This is a genomic window from Urinicoccus massiliensis (genome assembly GCF_900120405.1).
Lineage (GTDB): Bacteria > Bacillota > Clostridia > Tissierellales > Peptoniphilaceae > Urinicoccus > Urinicoccus massiliensis.
In genome coordinates this window covers 111,260-133,300 of the sequence record NZ_LT635493.1, presented here as the reverse complement: position 1 = coordinate 133,300, position 22,041 = coordinate 111,260, and the positions used below count along the sequence as shown (strand labels likewise).

At 33.9% G+C, this 22,041-nt stretch carries 22 protein-coding genes and 1 pseudogene; 20 read left to right on the top strand and 3 right to left on the bottom strand.

Annotated features, from left to right (window positions below; translation table 11 throughout):
- Positions 1-391 precede the first annotated feature (391 nt).
- From BQ7400_RS05280 to BQ7400_RS05255, 6 genes are all read left to right on the top strand, one after another.
- On the top strand, positions 392-871 hold the full coding sequence (locus tag BQ7400_RS05280) for a Csac_0668 family 2Fe-2S cluster-binding (seleno)protein (RefSeq protein ID WP_000700631.1): 480 nt from the start codon (positions 392-394) through the stop codon (positions 869-871).
- 404 nt (positions 872-1,275) lie between these two features.
- Complete coding sequence (locus tag BQ7400_RS11020; RefSeq protein ID WP_017650677.1) at positions 1,276-1,401, top strand: erythromycin resistance leader peptide; 126 nt, start codon at positions 1,276-1,278, stop codon at positions 1,399-1,401.
- Positions 1,402-1,458: 57 nt separating this feature from the next.
- On the top strand, positions 1,459-2,190 hold the full coding sequence (gene erm(A) / locus BQ7400_RS05275) for a 23S rRNA (adenine(2058)-N(6))-methyltransferase Erm(A) (protein WP_000810833.1): 732 nt from the start codon (positions 1,459-1,461) through the stop codon (positions 2,188-2,190).
- A 391-nt stretch (positions 2,191-2,581) separates the two neighbouring features.
- Complete coding sequence (locus BQ7400_RS05270; protein WP_008901272.1) at positions 2,582-3,304, top strand: hypothetical protein; 723 nt, start codon at positions 2,582-2,584, stop codon at positions 3,302-3,304.
- Positions 3,305-3,319: 15 nt separating this feature from the next.
- Complete coding sequence (locus BQ7400_RS05265) at positions 3,320-3,703, top strand: hypothetical protein (protein ID WP_001027813.1); 384 nt, start codon at positions 3,320-3,322, stop codon at positions 3,701-3,703.
- Positions 3,704-4,352: 649 nt separating this feature from the next.
- Complete coding sequence (locus BQ7400_RS05255; RefSeq protein WP_000359188.1) at positions 4,353-4,682, top strand: hypothetical protein; 330 nt, start codon at positions 4,353-4,355, stop codon at positions 4,680-4,682.
- 73 nt (positions 4,683-4,755) lie between these two features.
- Here the strand turns inward: BQ7400_RS05255 and BQ7400_RS10815 are convergent.
- Both BQ7400_RS10815 and BQ7400_RS05245 read right to left on the bottom strand, forming a co-directional pair.
- Positions 4,756-4,992, bottom strand: a pseudogene (locus tag BQ7400_RS10815) (hypothetical protein); the annotation flags it as partial.
- A 162-nt stretch (positions 4,993-5,154) separates the two neighbouring features.
- Positions 5,155-6,135 carry a site-specific integrase gene (locus BQ7400_RS05245; RefSeq protein WP_000009490.1) on the bottom strand — a complete coding sequence of 327 codons (981 nt, stop codon included), beginning with the start codon at positions 6,133-6,135 and terminating at the stop codon, positions 5,155-5,157.
- 595 nt (positions 6,136-6,730) lie between these two features.
- Between BQ7400_RS05245 and BQ7400_RS05240 the strand changes: the two genes are divergently transcribed.
- Together BQ7400_RS05240 and BQ7400_RS05235 are read left to right on the top strand one after the other, a co-directional pair.
- The gene (locus BQ7400_RS05240; protein ID WP_000687657.1) at positions 6,731-7,885 is read left to right on the top strand and encodes a hypothetical protein; all 1,155 of its coding nucleotides are present in this window, start codon (positions 6,731-6,733) and stop codon (positions 7,883-7,885) included.
- Positions 7,886-8,107: 222 nt separating this feature from the next.
- The gene (locus tag BQ7400_RS05235) at positions 8,108-8,464 is read left to right on the top strand and encodes a hypothetical protein (protein WP_000599722.1); all 357 of its coding nucleotides are present in this window, start codon (positions 8,108-8,110) and stop codon (positions 8,462-8,464) included.
- Between the two features lie 68 nt (positions 8,465-8,532).
- Here the strand turns inward: BQ7400_RS05235 and BQ7400_RS05230 are convergent, their stop codons facing one another.
- Positions 8,533-9,129, bottom strand: coding sequence for a hypothetical protein (locus tag BQ7400_RS05230; RefSeq protein ID WP_000711069.1), 597 nt, complete (start codon positions 9,127-9,129; stop codon positions 8,533-8,535).
- Between the two features lie 140 nt (positions 9,130-9,269).
- Here BQ7400_RS05230 and BQ7400_RS05225 point away from each other — a divergent pair, with 140 nt between their 5' ends.
- The 12 genes from BQ7400_RS05225 to BQ7400_RS05165 all read left to right on the top strand — a co-directional run bounded on the left by BQ7400_RS05225 (position 9,270) and on the right by BQ7400_RS05165 (position 22,040).
- Positions 9,270-9,443 carry a hypothetical protein gene (locus BQ7400_RS05225; protein ID WP_000282420.1) on the top strand — a complete coding sequence of 58 codons (174 nt, stop codon included), beginning with the start codon at positions 9,270-9,272 and terminating at the stop codon, positions 9,441-9,443.
- Between the two features lie 87 nt (positions 9,444-9,530).
- The gene (locus BQ7400_RS05220) at positions 9,531-11,210 is read left to right on the top strand and encodes a recombinase family protein (protein ID WP_072469711.1); all 1,680 of its coding nucleotides are present in this window, start codon (positions 9,531-9,533) and stop codon (positions 11,208-11,210) included.
- Between the two features lie 401 nt (positions 11,211-11,611).
- On the top strand, positions 11,612-12,217 hold the full coding sequence (locus BQ7400_RS05215; protein WP_034439148.1) for a CPBP family intramembrane glutamic endopeptidase: 606 nt from the start codon (positions 11,612-11,614) through the stop codon (positions 12,215-12,217).
- A gap of 396 nt (positions 12,218-12,613) precedes the next feature.
- Entirely contained in the window at positions 12,614-12,928 is a 315-nt protein-coding gene (locus BQ7400_RS05210) for a YdcP family protein (protein ID WP_000420681.1), read from the top strand.
- A gap of 18 nt (positions 12,929-12,946) precedes the next feature.
- On the top strand, positions 12,947-13,330 hold the full coding sequence (locus BQ7400_RS05205; protein WP_002368309.1) for a YdcP family protein: 384 nt from the start codon (positions 12,947-12,949) through the stop codon (positions 13,328-13,330).
- A gap of 39 nt (positions 13,331-13,369) precedes the next feature.
- On the top strand, positions 13,370-14,764 hold the full coding sequence (locus BQ7400_RS05200; RefSeq protein WP_002368310.1) for an FtsK/SpoIIIE domain-containing protein: 1,395 nt from the start codon (positions 13,370-13,372) through the stop codon (positions 14,762-14,764).
- Positions 14,765-14,969: 205 nt separating this feature from the next.
- Positions 14,970-16,145 carry a MobT family relaxase gene (mobT, locus tag BQ7400_RS05190; RefSeq protein WP_002390710.1) on the top strand — a complete coding sequence of 392 codons (1,176 nt, stop codon included), beginning with the start codon at positions 14,970-14,972 and terminating at the stop codon, positions 16,143-16,145.
- A gap of 42 nt (positions 16,146-16,187) precedes the next feature.
- Positions 16,188-16,409 carry a hypothetical protein gene (locus tag BQ7400_RS05185; RefSeq protein WP_001009056.1) on the top strand — a complete coding sequence of 74 codons (222 nt, stop codon included), beginning with the start codon at positions 16,188-16,190 and terminating at the stop codon, positions 16,407-16,409.
- Positions 16,410-16,525: 116 nt separating this feature from the next.
- A complete protein-coding gene (locus tag BQ7400_RS05180) occupies positions 16,526-17,023 on the top strand; it encodes an antirestriction protein ArdA (protein ID WP_002368312.1) in 498 nt (165 codons plus the stop codon).
- A gap of 13 nt (positions 17,024-17,036) precedes the next feature.
- Positions 17,037-17,429: a conjugal transfer protein gene (locus tag BQ7400_RS05175; RefSeq protein ID WP_025186755.1), complete on the top strand. Its 393-nt coding sequence runs from the start codon at positions 17,037-17,039 to the stop codon at positions 17,427-17,429.
- The gene (tcpF, locus tag BQ7400_RS05170; RefSeq protein WP_002368314.1) at positions 17,413-19,860 is read left to right on the top strand and encodes a conjugal transfer ATPase TcpF; all 2,448 of its coding nucleotides are present in this window, start codon (positions 17,413-17,415) and stop codon (positions 19,858-19,860) included. The genes BQ7400_RS05175 and tcpF overlap by 17 nt, the downstream gene beginning before the upstream one ends.
- A 2-nt stretch (positions 19,861-19,862) precedes the next feature.
- Entirely contained in the window at positions 19,863-22,040 is a 2,178-nt protein-coding gene (locus BQ7400_RS05165) for a CD3337/EF1877 family mobilome membrane protein (RefSeq protein ID WP_000804748.1), read from the top strand.
- Position 22,041 lies beyond the last annotated feature (1 nt).

The following is a 22,041-nucleotide window of genomic DNA, read 5'->3' as shown; positions in this document are numbered from 1 at the left end:
TGGAAGTTTCATAAATTAAATAAAATATATGAACAGACTGTCAAGGGCAAATTTCAATGAAATTTGGGCGAAGCCTTTACCCTTGATTGTCTGAGAATATATTTTATAATCTAAAGAAACTTTCAAGCTTGATAATGTTCGGTTATAAATTGTCTAAAAAAGGGTTGCCATTCCATGTATTTGGGTTCATTAGAAGAATGCCGAGCAATGGGTAACATGACGCTGATGTGTTTATACACAAAAAAGCTACACGTGCGTTGGCTGACAACAGGGAGCTAAGTAAATTAACACCAGCTAAAATGTTTGACGCTATTAATAAATGACAAGTATATGAAATTGGTTTTACCTAGTTTAAAAAAGAAATTATAATGAAAATATGGAGGCTAAGAATATGAAGATTAATAATGAATGTTGTTGTGGATGCAAAACAGAAAAGCCGGATCAAATTAAAGACAATTGTCCTGTATGTAATAATGAAGGGATTTCCGTTAGTAAAGTAACTGTTGAACATCTAGTGGTAGATGATTATCGTAATGCTGTTAACGGAGATCAATATAAGATTTGCATGAACGAGGACTGCGACGTTGTTTACTATAACTTAGATAATGAAATAAAATTCTTGAAAGACCAAGTTAGAGTTCCTATCTGGTTTAAGAAAGATGCAGATCCTAAGTATGCTTGTTATTGTAGCGAAGTCACAGAAAATCAGGTAATTGAAGCAGTTGTAAAGCATGGCGCGAAATCCGTAAAAGAAGTAAATGCCATCACTGGGGCAATGAAAAATTCTAATTGTAAAGAAAACAATCCGTTGGGAGTTTGTTGTCATAAGATTATTCAGGAAGCTATCGATAAAGGCTTGAAAATGAAATAATTACAGTCGATATGTTCCTACAAACGAGAGCCAATCTTTGATATGTTTCCATCTACGAGCGTGGATATGTTCCCCATAACCTTAGGGGTTGAGAATGCAGTTTTGATAGCTATCAAGGCAACTCGACACACGTTGAAGCAGCAATTCTGATGACGTATTGTGGTTTGGACAAGGAATAATAGGAGTCAACCACAACATGTAGTGGTTTGAGTACGAAAATCGGGTCAAAAACAGGCTAAAAAATACCGTTTTTTGACCCTTTTAAATAGGGCATTTGACAGATGACATTTGATGTTTCGGGATTAAAAATCCATAGGGTGAGGTAGATTAGCACAGAACTTTATTGAATAGAGAAATTAAAAGTGATATAATCAGTTGCATAAGGAGGAGTTAAATATGTGTACATGTATTGCAGTAGTAGATATTACTTTATCTCATTTATAATGAAAAAAATTAAAGGAGGTAAAGGTATGGGTATGTTTTCTATATTTGTTATTGAGAGATTTCATTATCAACTAAACCAAAAATAATTGGTTATAATGAGCTCTTAAGATTAGTTCATTATAACCGGCAAGGAGAAGGTTATAATGAAACAGAAAAACCCGAAAAATACGCAAAATTTCATTACATCTAAAAAGCATGTAAAGGAAATATTAAAATATACGAATATCAATAAACAAGATAAAATAATAGAAATTGGGTCAGGAAAAGGACATTTTACCAAGGAACTTGTGGAAATGAGTCAACGGGTGAATGCTATAGAGATTGATGAAGGTTTATGTCATGCCACGAAAAAAGCAGTTGAACCTTTTCAGAATATAAAAGTTATTCATGAGGATATTTTGAAGTTTAGCTTTCCTAAAAATACAGACTATAAAATATTTGGTAATATTCCCTACAATATTAGTACTGATATTGTAAAAAAGATTGCTTTTGATAGTCAAGCGAAATATAGCTACCTTATTGTAGAGAGGGGATTTGCTAAAAGGTTGCAAAATACCCAACGAGCTTTAGGTTTGCTGTTAATGGTGGAAATGGATATAAAAATTCTTAAAAAAGTGCCACGAGCATATTTTCACCCTAAGCCTAATGTAGATTCTGTATTGATTGTACTTGAAAGGCATAAACCATTTATTTTAAAGAAGGACTACAAAAAGTATAGATTTTTCGTTTATAAATGGGTAAACAGGGAATATCATGTTCTTTTTACTAAAAATCAATTAAGACAGGTGCTGAAGCATGCGAATGTTACTGATCTTGATAAATTATCCAATGAACAATTTTTGTCTGTTTTCAATAGTTACAAATTATTTCAATAAATTAAAAATAATTAAGCGTTCTCTAACTTTAAGAGAACGCTTAATCTTATTACATTGAAAAATGCATTCTATTATTTTCAATTATTATGATATAACATAACTATCATTTTACTTATTTGCATATTTGCACGAAAATATAGTTATCGACGACTATTCTGATAATAGCAACTAATATAGTCAATGATAACTCAAAATTTATTGATATAGTAGGTATATGTGCAACTAATTAATGAAGAAATAATATTTAAAGGAATTTGAAATGTAGCAAATAGATGTATTAGAATATCTGATATTCTAATACATCTATTTGTATATAAATCAAGATTAAATATCGAGAATATGGTGGCGAAGTTTAGGTCAACTAAAGACCAATAAACTTCGTCATTTTTTTATGCTTAAAAATAGAAAGAAAGGATTGGGAACAATGTCAAAATTATTTATGTATGGTACATCCTTGGAAGGAATAGAGCAATTGATGGTTATGGTTCCAAATTTCCAGCCAAGAGGAAATGGAATAATCATCAATAATTATTTTAATTGCCAAGGGGGTGATGGAGATTGCAAGATTGGTGTGATTAATGTTGATGATGATTGTAAGGAGTGTGGACACATTGGTTCAAACTTCAAAATCAATGTGGATAGATGTAGATATAAGGATCTAGTCAGAGAGTGCTTTGGAAAGATAAATAATTATTATTTAAAGGAAAGATTAGAAAGTCTAGCAAATAATTTCAAGGGGGAAATCTTTTTAAATCATAACCACAAAGAAAGATTCTATAATTTTCTTCGAAACCAAGATCTAGATATTCATGATATATCCCCAAGATTTATTGCTATCCTATTTTTACTTACTGCCGATGAAAATCTATGGAAGGTTTCTGAAAATCATATTTTAAATGTTAAGTTTGGCTTAAAACAAATATGTCTTCGGGATATAGATACCAATGGCTATGCCTTATACCAAACTGCAAAGACCCTATCAACTGGAAAGGAGTGTATAAGAATCAATGAGCTAGCAGATAGGGAATTAATAGATGACTATATATTTAAATCAATAATTAACTCTGCCTTAATCAATAGATACGGGACAGAGTTATTTTTAATTAATAAATAGAATGGAGGAAAAAGATTGAATATAACTATTAAAAAATCAAGGGATGATGATAAAAGAAAAACCATATGGATTCCAATGGAGGAAGATAAACTACAAGAGGTATGCAATGAATTAGGAATAGAAATGAGTACAAGGTCAAACTGTTATATAGAAGGCAGTAGGGATGAAAGATTTTCAAATATACTGGCTGATAAAAATGTAAATATAGATGAACTAAACTATTTAATGAAAAGATTTGATGGGTTCAGTCCAAGGGAAATAGAAAAGTTTTGTGCTGCGACCTTTACAGAAGAACCTAATACAATGGCAGATTTAGTAAGCCTAAGTTTCAACTTGCATTGCTATAGCCTTATAAATAACTTCAGCGATTTTGATAAGCTAGGCAAGGATCTATATTAAACTGAGAAAATGGCAGTAGCAACTAAAGAATTAGATGAACTAGATGGAGAAGAATATGCAATGGAAGTAATAAAAAACAATAAAAGTGCTAGAGTAACTCCTTATTTCGTCTTTTGACTCATCAAGTATTTTTAATATTCTTGGTGCCTATTTTTGTATTAAATGTAATAAATGAAAAGTTTATATGTATACAGAAAGACTATATGGTAATATATTCAATTAACGAGAAAAAGAATATTAGAAAGATATTTTATATTATTTTGGGGACTGAATTAATATTTTATATTTTGGGACAAATTTTTTTTCAAGGAATTAATTATTTTATAACAGGTGAAGTGTATTTAATTAGTATTAAGTTTAATGTATTAACAATTTTAGAAATTCTATCTGCAAGTTATATAGTTCTATCTATTTTATTACTATTAAAAAAGGATTTGTTTACTTATATAAACTATTACATTTTATTAATGGTACTTTTAGTAGTTAATAGTGGATATATTACATTTCCGATGACTATAAAAGTTTTAAGTTTACTACAACATGATTATATAAAACTACTACTATCAAGAACATTTTTGTTTTTGTTAACCTTCTTTATTTTTAAAATGTCTCTTAAAAGATATAGTAGTAAATTTTATGGTGGATAATAATGGATAAATTGGCATATATTGGAGTTATAAATCATGATGAAAATGTTGAATATCCATTAAATTTTTCCAGTGATGGTATTTATGAAGTTGTTTGTAAATTTAATGGTGGATGTGAAATAAAAATCAAATCAAGTAATTATATAGATGCTCATGAAATTCATAAAGATTATTATAAATTTCACATTAATGTTTTTCTGCCAATTATTGGACTAATAGGTTTAGTATATGGGGTAAAGGAAAAGGATAAGTTGTTTATGGCATTAAATATCCTTTTGATTTTATTACTTCCTATAACAATGTTCGTAGGTCATCTAGTAGGATCTCCTTAAGTAATATAATAAGCTTAGAGTAAAATTTTGTAAATAATCTTAAAAAGATATAAGTTTATCTGCTTATAGCATTTTATCTCTCCACTTCCTTCCCATAAGTGATTTTCATAGTTTTTCCTATACTGAAAAAGGTCAGAAAATTCTTCTTTATTCAAAGAATGCTCTTGCATAAGGGTATTCTTTTTTATTGCAACTTATCGAGTCTGATTAATATTTCTTTTATGTTTGGTAATATTTTATAGATTTCTAAAATTTCATTAGTAGCTATTTTATAAATAGAAAGTTCGATATAATACTTCTCTGTAAATTGGTTTTATTCAGTTTTTTTACATTTTTATACTTCATGATGTAAGATCTTTATTTCAGTTTCAATTTTTTAAAATTTATTCAGTGGATGTTGTATATCATAAGAAAATAACTAGCTTTAAATCAATTTCTCCAAACCTAGATTTTATATCTACATCTATTTATTTTAGTACAGATAAGATTGAGCGATTACATCAATACGATTATGTCCTAAGTATTTGCTGGTTATTAACATAGCTTTTCGATCTAATATTTCTCCAGCTCTATCATTTCTCATGATGTATCTTTCTCCTCCTTCTGAAATTAAACCACCAGGTATTTCATCTATTGGTCTTGCATAATGATTATAAATTCTCTTGGCGTATACTGCTCTGTAGTGGTGGTTGTCATAATGAGAAGGTAATTTTGGTGCTATTTTAAGCTCTCCAGCTTCTTTAAAAATATTTATTATTTCATCTGTTTCTTCTTTATCTTTGCCCATGATTAAAGCTAAGCGTTTTTTTCCACCTTTTCCTTGTCTAACTTTTACATAATATTTTCCGTTGATTTCTTTTAAATCAACCCCTCTTACAGCTTCCATTTCTTTTTTTCTTAATCCTGTAGAGCTTGTTATTTTAGAAAATTTTCTTTCTAGCTCTTCTGATATGTGTTTATCTCTTTTAGCTTCATATCGACTTCTTTTAATTGATTTTCTTGTCCTTGGAGCTGTCGCTATAAAGTTTGTAGATGATGTTCTTAAAACCTTTGCTATAGCTGATTTAGATGTGCTAATTGAGTAAGCAGATAAGTCTTGATTTGTTAAGTTTTTCAGATATTCATTTACGTGTTCTGTTTTAACTTGTTGCATTTTCTTTATTTCAGGATAATTTTCTTTCAAAAATTCTGCAAATTTATAACATTGTTTTTTGTATGTCTTATAAGTTGTAACGCTATAAATTTTATTTATTGTTGTAGTTGATAAATCATTTTTATCGTCATTTCTTGATGTACTCATACCATCATTTAACATTCTTGTTAATCTATCATAAATCTGATTTTTTAAAATGTTTTTTTGCTTTCTTTTATCCCATTTTTTAGTTTTTTTCTTTTCTTCATCTATTATTCCAAATTCTTTGTTAAAAGCTTTGTTTGTGATATTAAAAGACATAGAATGCTCCTTTCAAATATATAACTATCTTTTTAAAATTAAAGCTCTTAAAAACGATTCTAGAGCCTTATTTGTTACTCTAATTGTTAAGACTAAGCTTTTTATACTACCGAGTCCGTAGAAGCTTCTAAGTTGTCCAATCTAAGACAAAACACATTTTTTAAAGAGCTTGGCTTGCTCTAAAGTACACATTTTTAGATTGATAGCTTGGCTTGCTATTTAATGCTTTTGTAAGTGAATTCCTACACTATACATTTTTTTACATACTTAAAATTTTTGCTCTATAAATCTTTTTTATTTTTTTCTTACTTCATATTTTGCGACTTCCTCTCTTTGTTTCCTCATTTTTGATCACTTATCTTTTTTATTTTCTCCATACCATCAATCTTCTATTTATAATTTGTCAGAAAAGGTTCTTAATAACAAAAGAGTTTAAAAACTTATCCTTGGTAAATACCCTAAATCTGTTTATACGTCCATAAATGGACCGTATAAACAGATTTTATTTATTGGAAATCCTGTGTAGAAAATAAAAATATTAAATTTTCTGACATATAAGAGATAGATTAAAAACTTTCTTTTATATGGGGGAATTATGAAAATAGAAAAAAACATCTTAGTAAGATATGAGAAATTTCAACGCATTGGCTTTGATAGAGTGAAATTTAAGAATGTAAGAGTTACCGAGTATGAGATTAATCACTTAATAAGCTTATATCAGAACTCATATGGAATAACGAAATTTAGTTATTATAGAAAAGAACTGAAATCCATTCGAATTGAAAGGGGAGGAATTGGGCGATTGGAGATAAGAAGAGAGAATTGTTGCAACATAGATTGTGGCTTATATGCAAGAATAGATTTTTCGCCAACGGACATTCTAGGACAAAATATAGAAAATTTTTCTTTAGAAGAATTAAAAGATGTGGTTGTGGAAATTAAAAATATATTATACGAAGATTATAAAATTGAGATAGACATATCAAATGTCATTTTTAACTATTGTGAAATTAACTACAATTATTTAACGACAGGTAATACTAAAGATTTTGAAGACCCATTACGTACTCTGGTTAGATTTATCCCGTATATGAAAATTTGCATAGATATTGAAAACCATAAAGAGAAAGACGGCTATGAATCCAAAACAATAACAGCACAAAATCAACGACATAAAATTACATTTTATGATAAATTAAAAGAAACAAAAAAGAAGCATAAAAATAAAGAAATCGTCATCGTTGATGAAAATGGAGAGATACTAAATGGGAGTATTTATAGATATGAGCATACAATAAAAAAAACAGATAAGTTTAAAGATTTTTTTGAAGAAACAAATCTTTTTAATTTAAATGAAGAAGTGTTTCGTCAAAAATTATTCTTATATTTAGAAAAAAATCTTTTTAAGCCATATGAAAAGCAAAAATTAATGTGTAGAGACCTTCTTGTGAAAGCCGTTAAAAAATATAGGGAAAAGGATCGAAGAGGAAAAGAGTGGGGAAGCTTAATGATTAGCGATATCCTAATTCAAGAAAGGCAATTAGGTTATCAAATACTTTTTGATTCAGATGATTTGTTAGAAATTGTTAGTGAAGTTTTTTTAAAAGATAAAAACAAAGGGCGCATTTTAGGATATATAAAAAGACTGTTATGCAAGGAGCCGTATCTTTATTATTCTAAAAATAAAAAAGAGAAAGTTGAAAATTTAGTTTATAGTATAAAAAGTCAATTTCATGACCTCATTAAATGAGGATAGAAGTGATATGTATTGTGAAAAAGGATAGATATTCGATTGGTGTAAGTAGTAGAATTTAAAGAAAGTATTACTCTCTTTAGTTAGTGTAAAAGATAAGTAGCAATCTCTTATAATAATAGGAAGAATTTTCAATGACGACAAGTTTGTTATTGGATATTAATTCTGACATATAAAGACTGTAAGAAGTAACTATATATATTAGGAAAGGAAATTATTATGATATTAGAAAAAGAAGAATTGTTGGATAAGGTTTTTAAAAGTGTAGTCATGAATATTATGTCGGTAGAAAAATCTATTTTAAGTGAAGAAGTGTGGCTAGATGTTGGAGGACACTATTATTGTGTAGATGGCGTCAGAGATATTTTACTAGAAAGAGAAGGTGAGTCACTTCAGTACTTTTTAAGCGATATGATAGTAACCATAAGATGCTATGCAGAAGTTTATGGAAGTTTTGATATAGAGCTTGATTTAGAGAGTATAGGCTTTAAAAACTTCATAAAGTTGTCCCATTTGTTTAATGAAAAATTCTTTAATAACTGGCATAGCTTTGTGTATGAGATCCAAAGAGAGTGACTAAAAAATTATAATTAAATCTAGTAAAAATAAAAGCTTGAGATTGTCTAACCTCAAGCTTTTATTTTTTAATTCACAGCTAAATCATCCACTATTAAATCCTCATAGTCAACTGTAATTTCATCATAATTTTTCCTTGCAGAGACTAGTATTGCCGATACGAAAACAAAGTCATTTATTTCGAGCGAAACATCATTTACACGCATGTTTTTAGAGTATTGAAGTGTAATTACTTGCTCTCTATAGTCTCGCACTTGAATCGTAATCCAATTATTGAACTCTTTGATGCTTAAGATAGAACCGCTAAGAAAAACTCGTGAAAATGGGTTTTTAAAAGAAAAACCTATATTTTCTATTTCAAAGGCTTCTGATAACAAAGTGTTCTCTAAGACTATTTTTTCACCAAGAAAATACTGTTCTTTTCTACCTTCATATAAATAGGGAATGACAGGGCTTTTCACAAAACCTGTAATATAAACAGTTTGATTCATTTTAAAATCATGAATATCTATAGATTCAAAGTATACTTTCATATAATTTGGCTCTCTTTTCCCATTAATAAAGATTGTTAAGTATGGATTTCTTTCCTTAAAACCTCCTTTTCCTACAATCCTTCCGCGGCAATAAAACTCGTTTAATAGTGGAATTTTCCTATCTTTTTTCATTTTTTACTCCTTTCTTCAATTAACTATTGAATATATGCATTAAAAGATTTTCAATAAAAAAGTCTGTGTGGAGAAAAACACGAATCAATACTTTTTTCTGACATATACAAGGTGAAATCAAAATTAGGAGGCAATTTACCTTGTATAATAAAAATAGCGTAAAAGATTGTTCTTATGAATTAGATGGGTTGGCACGTCTCTTACAAGAATTAATAGAAAAGTATGCAGATCAGTTAGATTTTGAAAAATTGGAAGTACCGCCAAGATGTTCAGAAAAAAATAAAAATGAGGATAATATTAATTCATCGGATTAGGTTATTGTATTGACTTTTATATTATGATTTATGTAAAATATAGGTATAACTATAACGTGAAAATATGTCCAAACTAAAGGTGGAAAAATGAAAAATAAAAAGGCGTATGTATATACAAGAGTGTCAACATCTATGCAAATTGACGGTTACTCACTTGATGCTCAGGAAGAAAGAATAAAACAGTATGCAAAAGCTTATGGTATAGAAATAATAGAAACCTATAAAGATGCTGGAAAATCAGGAACATCTATTTCAGGTAGAAATGAATTCATAGCTATGCTTAATGATATAGAAGCTGAAAAAGATAAAGTTGATTATGTAATGGTTTTTAAATTATCTAGATTTGGAAGAAATGCAGCGGATGTATTGCAGTCATTGCAAGTCATGGAAAATCATAATGTAAATCTGATTTGTGTTGATGATAGTTTAGATAGTTCTAAAGATTCTGGAAAGCTTGTTATAACAATTCTATCGGCAGTAGCAGAAATGGAACGTGAAAATATACTTTCTCAAACTATGGAAGGAAGGAAACAAAAGGCAAGAGAAGGAAAATGGAATGGTGGTTTTGCTCCAATTGGCTATTCATTAGATAATGGAGAATTAGTTGTTAATGAAGATGAAGCTAAAGCAGTAAGGATGATTTTTGATTTATATGCTAATTCAGATATGGGAGCCAATGGAGTATCTAAGTATTTAGTTTCTTTAGGTATTAATAAACCTATAAGACAAAATGGCAAGAATCCATATTTTTCAGCTAGTTTAATAAGACAAATATTGGATAATCCTGTATATAATGGGAAAATTGCATATGGAAGAAGAAAAACAATTAAAGATAAAACTACTGGTAAAATTAAATTAGAAAAATCTGATCATTATATTATAGCTCAAGGAAATCATGAAGCTTTAATTGATGATGAGTTGTGGAATACAGTACAGGAAAAAAGAAAATCTCAAGCTAAAAAGTATGAGAAGATAAATAGAGGAAAAGATGAGAGAGTTCATATCTTATCAAATCTAATAAAATGCCCATATTGTGGTGCTGGTTTGTATGGAAACAAAAGCCGTAAACGTAATAAAAACAAAGAAGGAGAGCATTACAAAGATTATTACTATTACGGTTGTAAACATAGACAAATGATGAATGGACATAAATGTACTTTTAATAAACAAATTAGAGCTGAATTAATTGAAAAAGAAGTTGAAACAATAATTACTCAAGTAGTTAGTAATCCTACTTTTGCCAAAAAAATTGAAGAAAAAATCAATATTCAAATAGACACAAAAGAAATTGATGAAGTTATTAATAAGCACTTAGCGAAGATTAGGCAATTAACAGGTACAAAAGCATCACTAATTAATCAAATAGATTCTTTAAATTTTGAAGATAAACATTATGATAGAAAATACACCGATTTAAATCTTAGACTTGATGCTATATATGACCAGTTAGAATATGCAGAAATGCAGTTAAATGATAGCAGAAAAAGGAAAGAGGCAATTCTTGAAGAAAAAATAACCTCGGATAATATTTATAAGATTCTTGTAAATTTTAATAGCCTTTATACAGTTCTTTCAGATATCGACAAGAAGAGATTACTTAACGAAATGATAGAAGAAATTCAAATTTATGACGAAAAAACAGAAAAGGACACTTGGATAAAATCGGTTGTTTTCAAGCTTCCGCTTATAGATAATGAGATTGACTTTGGTTTGGACAATAAAGATAATGTCGAGACGGTAGTGTTGATATCAAGAAAAAAAAGATAAAAAATTATAAGACTCTCAATGATGTGTTTGCATTGCTCGAAATAAAAAGCGAGGACTGCAGGGGTGGAATACTCATGAAAATACCTGATGAGAAAGTACAGAAACTTTTTCGAGTATACCCACATATTGGAAGGGTAAAAATATTATTCAATTTGCTTCGTCAAAAAATCATATAGAAGTATATCTAGGAGAGGAAGGAACTGAATATTTTAGGGATAAATTAACAGATTATGATATAACTAAAGCTACGTAAGGCTGCCATATTCTAGGCCATTGCCTAAAGATCCGTTAGCTGAGATATTAAAAGGGTGTTATGAAAAATATTTTACATTTCTCAAGTTTTAAATATGTATATATGGGCATAATATAAATGTATTTTTATATTATATCAAGGAGGGATTATGAGTTTAGCAATTAACAAACTTATTAGTAGTTTAATTCAAATCGTTTTATTTTCACTTATACCATTTGTTTATTGGTATTTTAAAGTTAGAAAAAATCAGAAATTTACAGAATGGATAGGGCTTAAAAGAATTAAAAGGGTAGACAAGACTTTGATATTATCAATATTTATAGTAACCATTATCTATCTAATAATAGGCATAATTCTTCTAAATAGTCTAAGTGGAGTTAATAATGCAACTAGCGAGTTTGCGGGACTTAGATTCAAGGCTATTTTGCCTATTATAATTTATGCAGCCCTTAACACTGCTTTACCTGAGGAGATTTTGTTTAGGGGATTTGCACTTAAAAGGCTAGTTAGTAAAATAGGATTTAATAATGGAAATCTTATACAATCAATATTGTTTGGACTGGTTCACGGAGTGATGTTTTTTCCTATTGTAGGTGTATTAAAATCTCTTTTAATTATTTTTGTTACAGGGTGTATAGCCTATGCTATGGGATATATCAACGAGAAGTTATCAGAGGGATCAATTATTCCAAGTTTTATCATACATACAGTGTCTAATTTACTAGCTGGTTTATATGTTGCATTTTTTCTTTAAATTTAGTAAGACATGAGCTTAGAGTTTATCTATAGCCTATGTCTTTTTTATATACAAAAACAGTATAAAAATCTAATTATCCGCATAAACACTGGACTTATCACACTTTATCAAGGTCAAAACCACTCAATTTACTACTAATTTACTACTTATGAATGAGCTTTGATACGACGATTTATCCTTGAAAAGTGAAGATACAAAGATACTTCCAATAAAATTGAATATTTAATAGGTAGACACTTCAAAAAATGAGGTGTCTATTTTTTTACCCAATATTTGAAAGGAAGTGAACTTATGAAAACAGAAAATCAAGAATCAAAAGGTCGCTCCCCTCCCTTTAAGACCATCAAACAAACAAGATTTATCAAACAATAAAAAGAAAGGATAGGTAAAAATATGGAACTTAAATTTGTGATTCCCAACATGGAAAAAACATTTGGCAATTTAGAATTTGCTGGCGAGGATAAAGTAGAACAGCGAAGAATCAACGGACAATTAACTGTCTTATCTCGAAGCTACAACCTCTATTCTGACGTTCAAAGAGCAGATGATATTGTGGTGGTGCTTCCTGCTGAAGCTGGAGAAAAACATTTCGGCTTTGAGGAACGTGTAATGTTAGTCAATCCACGTATTACCGCAGAGGGCTATAAAATTGGTACTCGTGGATTCACAAATTACCTTTTACATGCGGACGACATGATAAAAGAATAAAGAAAGAGAGGAAAAATGATGAGATTACCTAATGGCATTGTATTAGATAAAGACGCTACATTTGGAGAATTAAAGTTTTCAGCACTCCGTCGTGAAGTACGAATCCAAAATGACGACGGTACGGTTTCAGATGAAATCAAAGAACGTACCTATGATTTAAAATCCAAAGGGCAAGGACGTATGATTCAAGTGAGTATTCCTGCCAGTGTTCCTTTGAAAGAGTTTGACTATAACGCAAAAGTGGAAATCATCAATCCAGTTGCAGATACCGTCGCTACCGCTACCTTCCGAGGGGCAGATGTTGACTGGTATATCAAGGCAGACGATATTGTATTGACGAAAGATTCCAGTACCTTTAAAAATCAGCCACAACCTAAAAAAGAGCCAGCCACGGATAAATAGTCATGCTACTTCCACTAGAGAGAAAGGAGGAAATCCCGCATGAAACAGTTTGGCATTCGTGGTAAAAGGATTCGCCCAAGTGACAAGGATTTAGTCTTTCATTTTACAGTAGCGTCCTTACTGCCAATTTTCCTGCTGGTTATCGGACTGTTTCATGTGAAGACAATCCAGCAGATTAACTGGCAGGACTTTAACCTATCACAAGTAGACAAGATTCACATTCCCTATTTAGTTATTAGTGTTAGTGTCGCAATTCTTGTCTGCTTGCTGGTGGCATTTCTATTCAAAAGATATAGATATGATACAGTAAAACAACTGTACCACCGTCAAAAGCTGGCTAAGATGGTACTTGAAAACAAGTGGTATGAATCGGAACAGGTCAAAACAGATGGCTTCTTCAAAGATTCGTCCAGTCGTACTAAGGAAAAGATAACCTACTTTCCCAAAATATTTTATCGCCTTAAAGATGGTTTAATACAGATGCGAGTGGAAATCACGCTAGGAAAATATCAAGACCAGCTCCTACACTTGGAAAAGAAATTAGAAAGCGGATTGTACTGTGAGCTGACGGATAAAGAGTTAAAAGATTCTTATGTGGAATATACCCTGCTCTATGACACCATCGCCAGTCGTATTTCTATTGATGAAGTCCAAGCCAAAGATGGCAAACTACGCTTGATGGAAAACGTATGGTGGGAATATGACAAGCTCCCTCACATGCTCATAGCTGGTGGTACAGGTGGCGGTAAAACTTACTTTATACTGACACTGATTGAAGCCTTGCTTTATACAGATTCTAAGCTCTATATTCTTGACCCAAAGAACGCCGACCTTGCCGACTTAGGCTCTGTGATGGGGAATGTCTACTACAGAAAAGAAGATATGCTCTCCTGCATTGACCGTTTCTATGATGAAATGATGGCACGAAGTGAAGCTATGAAAGAGATGGAAAACTATAAGACTGGCGAGAACTATGCCTACTTAGGACTTCCTGCAAACTTTCTTATCTTTGATGAATACGTGGCTTTCATGGAAATGCTGGGAAATAAAGAAAATACCGCAGTCTTAAACAAGCTCAAACAGATTGTCATGTTAGGTCGTCAAGCTGGCTTCTTTTTAATACTGGCTTGTCAACGTCCAGACGCAAAATATTTAGGCGACGGAATCCGTGACCAGTTTAATTTCAGAGTGGCACTTGGAAGAATGTCTGAAATGGGCTATGGCATGATGTTTGGCAGTGATGTACAAAAAGATTTCTTCTTAAAACAAATCAAAGGTCGTGGCTATGTTGATGTGGGAACAAGTGTCATATCAGAATTTTACACTCCCTTAGTACCAAAAGGTCATGACTTTTTGGAGGAAATAAAAAAACTAACCAACAGCAGACAGTCCACGCAGGCGACGTGCGAAGCGAAAGTCGCAGGTGTGGACTGATCTTGCTGGCTGGTGTGGCGATAGCCACGCCAGCACCTAACCCCCCGTATCTAACAGGGGGGTACAAATCGACAGGAAACAGTCAAAAAAATAGCAGAAAATTCTTTGGTTACAAGGAGTTTAGAAAATTTCGTGGTATGTCAAATGAGCTTCAATAGTTGACATACCTTTTTTAATTGGAGGGATTTAACTGAATGAACAAACTTTGATACAGCATTTAAAGGAAAAACGGTTGGCTTATGGGCTATCTCAAAACCGACTGGCTATTGCTACAGGCATTACAAGGCAATATCTTAGCGACATTGAAACTGGCAAGGTTAAGCCATCAGACGAGTTGCAACAATCCCTTTGGGAAACTCTGGAACGCTTCAATCCCGATGCCCCACTTGAAATGCTCTTTGACTATGTAAGGATTCGCTTTCCCACAATGGACGTACAGCATGTGGTTGAAGAAATATTGCAATTGAAACTTTCCTATTTTCTTCATGAAGACTATGGCTTTTATTCTTATTCAGAACATTATGCCTTAGGCGATATATTCGTTCTCTGCTCTCATGAGATAGACAAAGGTGTTCTGGTGGAATTAAAAGGTCGTGGGTGCAGACAATTTGAAAGCTATCTTCTAGCACAACAAAGAAGCTGGTATGAGTTCTTTATGGACGCTTTGGTGGCTGGTGGCGTGATGAAACGCCTTGACCTTGCCATCAACGATAAAACAGGGATTTTGAATATTCCCACACTGACGGAAAAATGCCTACAGGAAGAGTGTATTTCGGTGTTCCGCAGTTTCAAGAGCTATCGCAGTGGCGAACTGGTACGCAAAGATGAAAAGGAATGTATGGGAAACACGCTTTATATCGGTTCATTACAAAGCGAAGTCTATTTCTGTATCTATGAAAAGGACTATGAGCAGTACAAGAAAAATGATATTCCCATTGAAGACGCAGAGGTTAAAAACCGTTTTGAAATCCGACTAAAAAATGAGCGTGCCTATTATGCAGTACGTGATTTACTTGTCTATGATAATCCAGAGCATACAGCTTTTAAGATTATCAATCGGTATATCCGCTTTGTGGATAAGGACGATTCAAAAGCACGTTCCGATTGGAAACTCAATGAAGAATGGGCATGGTTTATTGGAAACAATCGTGAACGATTAAAGCTAACCACAAAACCAGAGCCTTACTCTTTCCAAAGGACACTAAACTGGCTATCTCATCAAGTCGCCCCGACCTTAAAGGTTGCTATTACACTTGATGAAATTAACCAGACGCAGGTTGTGAAAGACATTCTCGACCATGCGAAACTGACAGACCGACACAAGCAGATTTTAAAGCAACAGTCGGTAAAAGAACAGGACGTGATAACGACAAAAAAATAACTTAAATACAAATTCACTGCATACAGAAAGGAGAACATTTTTATGAATTTTGGACAAAACCTTTATAACTGGTTTCTATCAAATGCTCAATCACTGGTACTTTTAGCAATCGTTGTAATTGGCTTGTATCTTGGCTTCAAGCGTGAGTTTAGTAAACTGATTGGCTTTCTCATCATTGCGATTATTGCGGTGGGCTTGGTGTTCAACGCTGCTGGAGTAAAAGACATTTTATTAGAGCTATTTAATCGCATTATCGGTGCTTAAATTAAACCGTTATTTTGTGGAATATAAGTGGTTTTCTTATGTTCCGCAAAAGAATGGTACACCAAACGAAGTGCGGTAGGGATTTTTGAATCTCTACAAAGAAAGGACGTGAACACATGGACGATATGCAAGTCTATATTGCCAACTTAGGTAAATACAATGAAGGAGAATTAGTCGGTGCTTGGTTTACCTTTCCCATTGATTTTGAAGAAGTCAAAGAGAAAATCGGCTTGAATGATGAATACGAGGAATACGCCATTCACGATTATGAGTTACCCTTTACGGTTGACGAATACACTTCTATTGGCGAACTCAATCGCCTATGGGAAATGGTATCGGAGTTGCCAGAGGAACTACAATCCGAGCTATCTGCTCTGCTCACTCATTTTTCAAGTATTGAGGAACTAAGCGAACATCAAGAGGATATTATCATTCACTCGGATTGTGATGATATGGCAGATGTCGCACGTTACTACATTGAAGAAACTGGAGTATTGGGCGAAGTGCCAACCAGTCTTCAAAACTATATTGATTACGAATCCTATGGTCGTGATTTAGAAATTTCGGGAACTTTTATCACAACCAATTATGGGATTTTTGAAATCGTCTATTGAAAGGATTGATTCTATGAAGAAAATACGAAGCTATACCAGTATTTGGTCTGTTGAGAAAGTGCTGTACTCCATCAACGATTTTAGACTTCCGTTTCCCATAACCTTTACGCAAATGACGTGGTTTGTCGTGTCACTGTTTGCGGTTATGATACTTGGCAACTTGCCACCTCTTTCCATGATTGAGGGAGCATTTCTCAAATATTTTGGAATTCCTGTGGCTTTCACATGGTTTATGTCTACAAAAACCTTTGATGGTAAAAAGCCTTATGGATTTTTGAAGTCTGTCATTGCTTATGCACTGCGACCAAAGCTGACCTATGCAGGGAAAAAAGTAACCCTTGGCAGAAACCAGCCACAAGAAGCCATTACGACAGTTAGGAGTGAATTTTATGGCATATCCAATTAAATACATTGAAAATAATCTGGTCTGGAATAAAGATGGCGAATGTTACGCCTATTATGAGCTTATTCCTTACAATTACTCATTCCTAAGTCCAGAACAGAAAATACAAGTGCATGATTCTTTCAGACAGCTTATCGCACAAAATCGTGATGGCAAGATTCATGCTCTACAAATCAGTACAGAATCCAGCATACGTTCTGCACAAGAACGTTCCAAAGAGGAAGTAACTGGCAAACTCAAAGTAATTGCCTATGACAAAATCGACCAACAGACAGACGCTTTAATATCCATGATTGGCGAAAATCAAGTGGACTACCGCTTCTTTATCGGCTTTAAGTTGCTTCTCAACGATCAAGAGTTTTCTATGAAAAGTCTTACCGTTGAAGCCAAAAATGCTTTGTCTGATTTTGTCTATGATGTGAACCATAAGCTAATGGGCGATTTTGTCAGCATGAGTAATGATGAAATCCTGCGTTTTCAGAAGATGGAAAAGCTCTTGGAAAATAAAATCTCTCGTCGTTTCAAAATCCGTAGACTGGATAAGGACGACTTCGGCTATCTGATTGAACATCTTTATGGACAGACAGGTACAGCTTATGAAGATTATGAGTACCATCTATCAAAGAAGAAGCTGGATAATGAAACGCTGATTAAATATTATGACCTTATTAAACCGACCCGTTGTCTGGTGGAAGAAAAACAGCGATACCTAAAAATTCAACAGGAAGACGAAACCGTCTATGTGGCGTACTTTACCATCAACAGCATTGTCGGCGAATTGGACTTTCCGTCCTCTGAAATCTTCTACTACCAGCAACAGCAATTTACATTCCCGATTGATACTTCTATGAATGTGGAAATCGTGGCAAACCGTAAAGCACTAAGCACCGTTCGTAATAAAAAGAAAGAACTAAAAGACCTAGATAACCACGCATGGCAAAGTGATAACGAAACCAGCTCTAATGTGGCGGAAGCTCTGGAAAGTGTCAATGAGCTGGAAAATAATTTAGACCAAAGCAAGGAATCCATGTATAAGCTCTCTTATGTGGTGCGTGTTTCCGCAAATGACTTGGACGAATTGAAACGTCGTTGTAATGAAGTGAAAGATTTTTATGACGATTTAAGTGTCAAGTTGGTACGACCATTTGGAGATATGCTGGGCTTACATGAAGAATTTTTACCATCAAGCAAGCGTTATATGAATGACTATATTCAGTATGTAACCTCTGATTTCTTAGCTGGACTTGGTTTCGGTGCTACTCAAATGCTTGGCGAAAATGAGGGTATTTATGTTGGCTATAGCTTAGATACAGGACGCAATGTCTACCTCAAACCTGCTCTTGCCAGTCAAGGGGTTAAGGGTTCAGTAACCAATGCATTAGCGTCTGCCTTTGTAGGTTCGCTAGGCGGTGGAAAATCCTTTGCGAATAACCTTATCGTCTATTATGCAGTGCTTTATGGGGCACAAGCAGTGATTGTTGACCCGAAAGCGGAACGTGGCAGATGGAAAGAAACCTTGCCAGAAATCGCTCACGAAATTAATATTGTCAATCTGACTTCTGATGAGAAAAATAAAGGCTTACTTGACCCTTACGTGATTATGAAAAATCCCAAAGATTCTGAATCACTGGCAATCGACATTTTGACGTTCCTTACGGGGATTTCATCACGAGATTCTGACCGTTTCCCTGTTCTACGAAAAGCCATTCGTGCTGTAACTAATAGTGAAGTGCGAGGTCTTCTGAAAGTGATTGAGGAATTACGGGTTGAGGGAACTCAAATAAGCACCAGCATAGCCGACCATATCGAAAGTTTTACAGACTATGACTTTGCACATCTGCTCTTTAGTGATGGATATGTGGAGCAGTCTATCAGTCTTGAAAAACAACTGAACATCATACAGGTTGCCGACTTGGTACTTCCCGATAAAGAAACCTCCTTTGAGGAATATACCACAATGGAGTTACTATCGGTGGCAATGCTGATTGTCATTAGTACCTTTGCGTTAGACTTTATCCATACAGACAGAAGCATTTTTAAAATTGTTGACTTAGACGAAGCGTGGAGCTTTTTACAGGTAGCACAAGGAAAAACACTATCTATGAAGCTGGTTCGGGCTGGTCGTGCTATGAACGCTGGGGTATATTTCGTGACCCAAAATACAGACGACCTCTTAGATGAAAAACTGAAAAATAACCTCGGCTTAAAATTTGCATTTCGTTCCACTGACCTTAACGAGATTAAAAAGACCTTAGCCTTTTTTGGTGTAGACCCAGAGGACGAAAACAATCAGAAGCGATTGCGTGATTTGGAAAACGGGCAATGCCTTATCAGTGATTTATATGGTCGTGTCGGTGTGATACAGTTCCACCCTGTATTTGAAGAACTGCTCCATGCCTTTGATACCAGACCACCTGTGCGAAAAGAGGTGTAAATGTGAAACCATCAATAGTAAACAGAATAAAATCAAACTGGACGCTGAAACGTCTAGGTAAAGTGGCAATGACAGTGGCTTTCACACTTGTGATTGCCATTTTTCTTTTAGCCATGCTGGGAACGGTGGTTCAAGCTGCGGGCTTGGTAGATGATACGGTCAATGTGGCAAATGAATACAGCCGATACCCACTTGAAAACTATCAACTGGATTTTTATGTGGATAATAGCTGGGGCTGGCTTCCGTGGAACTGGTCGGACGGGATTGGAAAACAGGTCATGTATGGACTATATGCCATTACCAATTTTATTTGGACAATCAGTTTGTATGTTTCCAATGCGACAGGTTACTTAGTACAGGAAGCCTATTCCTTAGACTTCATTTCCGCTACAGCAGATTCCATTGGTAAGAATATGCAGACCTTAGCTGGTGTGAGTGCAAACGGATTTTCAACAGAGGGTTTCTATGTTGGATTCCTCTTACTCTTGATTTTGGTTCTTGGGGTTTATGTTGCCTATACGGGACTGATAAAGAGAGAAACCACAAAGGCAATTCATGCCATTATGAATTTTGTGCTGGTGTTTATCCTATCGGCTTCCTTTATTGCCTACGCTCCCGACTACATTAAAAAAATCAATGACTTTTCATCAGACATCAGTAATGCCAGTTTATCACTTGGCACGAAGATTGTCATGCCCCATTCCGATAGTCAAGGCAAGGACAGCGTGGACTTAATCAGAGATAGCCTGTTTTCCATACAGGTTCAGCAACCGTGGCTACTGCTTCAATACAACAGTTCAGACATTGAAAGTATCGGTATTGACCGTGTGGAAAGCCTGCTCTCCACCAGCCCAGATTCCAACAATGGCGAAGACAGAGAAAAAATTGTTGCGGAAGAAATTGAAGACAGAAGCAATACCAATCTAACCATTACAAAGACCATTAACCGTTTAGGTACAGTCTTCTTCCTATTTGTCTTCAATATTGGGATTTCCATATTTGTATTCCTATTAACAGGAATCATGATTTTCTCGCAGGTACTTTTTATCATCTATGCTATGTTTCTGCCTGTGAGCTTTATTTTAAGCATGATTCCATCATTTGATGGTATGTCAAAACGAGCCATAACAAAGCTCTTTAATACCATTTTGACACGAGCTGGAATCACATTGATTATTACGACAGCATTTAGTATTTCAACCATGCTCTATACCTTATCGGCTGGTTATCCGTTCTTTTTGATTGCTTTTCTACAGATTGTGACCTTTGCAGGAATCTACTTCAAGCTGGGCGATTTAATGAGTATGTTTTCTCTACAGAGTAACGATTCTCAAAGTGTGGGAAGTCGTGTGATGAGAAAACCTCGTATGCTTATGCACGCTCACATGCACCGTCTACAGCGGAAACTTGGACGTTCCATGACTACTCTAGGGGCTGGGTCTGCCATTGTTACAGGTAAAAAAGGACAGTCGGGTTCGGGGAGTTCTGCAAGGACACAAGCAGATCACTCCCGACCAGACGGAAAGGAAAAATCAACACTTGGAAAACGTATCGGTCAAACCATCGGTACAGTAGCTGATACCAAAGACAGAATGGTAGACACTGCTAGTGGTTTGAAAGAACAGGTTAAAGATTTGCCGACCAATGCAAGATATGCAGTATATCAAGGAAAATCCAAAGTAAAAGAGAATGTCCGTGATTTAACCAGTAGTATTTCTCAAACCAAAGCGGACAGAGCCAGTGGACGCAAGGAACAGCAGGAACAAAGGCGAAAAACCATTGCGAAGCGTCGCTCTGAAATGGAACAGGTCAAACAGAAAAAACAGCCTGCTTCTTCTGTTCATGAAAGACCGACTACAAGACAAGAACAATATCATGATGAACAGACCTCAAAACAGTCTAATATTCAGACTTCATATAAGGAATCTCAACAAGCCAAACAAGAGCGTCCAGCAGTTAAGTCCGATTTTTCAAGTCCAAAAGTGGAACGCCAAGGCAATACCGTTCAAGAAAAAACCGTTCAAAAGCCAGCAACTTCAACCACTACAGCAGATAGAACTTCACAACGTCCAATCACAAAAGAACGTCCGTCTACTGTTCAAAGAGTACCACTACAAAATACAAGAAGTAGACCACCAATCAAAACCGCCACCATTAAGAAAGTCGGTAAGAAACCATGAA

Coding starts and splice junctions, on each gene's coding strand:
- BQ7400_RS05280 (WP_000700631.1), top strand. CDS start 392: ATGAAGATTAATAATGAATGTTGTTGTGGATGCAAAACAGAAAAGCCG.
- BQ7400_RS11020 (WP_017650677.1), top strand. CDS start 1,276: ATGTATTGCAGTAGTAGATATTACTTTATCTCATTTATAATGAAAAAA.
- BQ7400_RS05270 (WP_008901272.1), top strand. CDS start 2,582: ATGCTTAAAAATAGAAAGAAAGGATTGGGAACAATGTCAAAATTATTT.
- BQ7400_RS05255 (WP_000359188.1), top strand. CDS start 4,353: ATGGATAAATTGGCATATATTGGAGTTATAAATCATGATGAAAATGTT.
- BQ7400_RS05245 (WP_000009490.1), bottom strand. CDS start 6,135: ATGTCTTTTAATATCACAAACAAAGCTTTTAACAAAGAATTTGGAATA.
- BQ7400_RS05240 (WP_000687657.1), top strand. CDS start 6,731: ATGAAAATAGAAAAAAACATCTTAGTAAGATATGAGAAATTTCAACGC.
- BQ7400_RS05235 (WP_000599722.1), top strand. CDS start 8,108: ATGATATTAGAAAAAGAAGAATTGTTGGATAAGGTTTTTAAAAGTGTA.
- BQ7400_RS05230 (WP_000711069.1), bottom strand. CDS start 9,129: ATGAAAAAAGATAGGAAAATTCCACTATTAAACGAGTTTTATTGCCGC.
- BQ7400_RS05220 (WP_072469711.1), top strand. CDS start 9,531: ATGAAAAATAAAAAGGCGTATGTATATACAAGAGTGTCAACATCTATG.
- BQ7400_RS05215 (WP_034439148.1), top strand. CDS start 11,612: ATGAGTTTAGCAATTAACAAACTTATTAGTAGTTTAATTCAAATCGTT.
- BQ7400_RS05210 (WP_000420681.1), top strand. CDS start 12,614: ATGGAACTTAAATTTGTGATTCCCAACATGGAAAAAACATTTGGCAAT.
- BQ7400_RS05205 (WP_002368309.1), top strand. CDS start 12,947: ATGAGATTACCTAATGGCATTGTATTAGATAAAGACGCTACATTTGGA.
- BQ7400_RS05200 (WP_002368310.1), top strand. CDS start 13,370: ATGAAACAGTTTGGCATTCGTGGTAAAAGGATTCGCCCAAGTGACAAG.
- BQ7400_RS05185 (WP_001009056.1), top strand. CDS start 16,188: ATGAATTTTGGACAAAACCTTTATAACTGGTTTCTATCAAATGCTCAA.
- BQ7400_RS05180 (WP_002368312.1), top strand. CDS start 16,526: ATGGACGATATGCAAGTCTATATTGCCAACTTAGGTAAATACAATGAA.
- BQ7400_RS05175 (WP_025186755.1), top strand. CDS start 17,037: ATGAAGAAAATACGAAGCTATACCAGTATTTGGTCTGTTGAGAAAGTG.
- tcpF (WP_002368314.1), top strand. CDS start 17,413: ATGGCATATCCAATTAAATACATTGAAAATAATCTGGTCTGGAATAAA.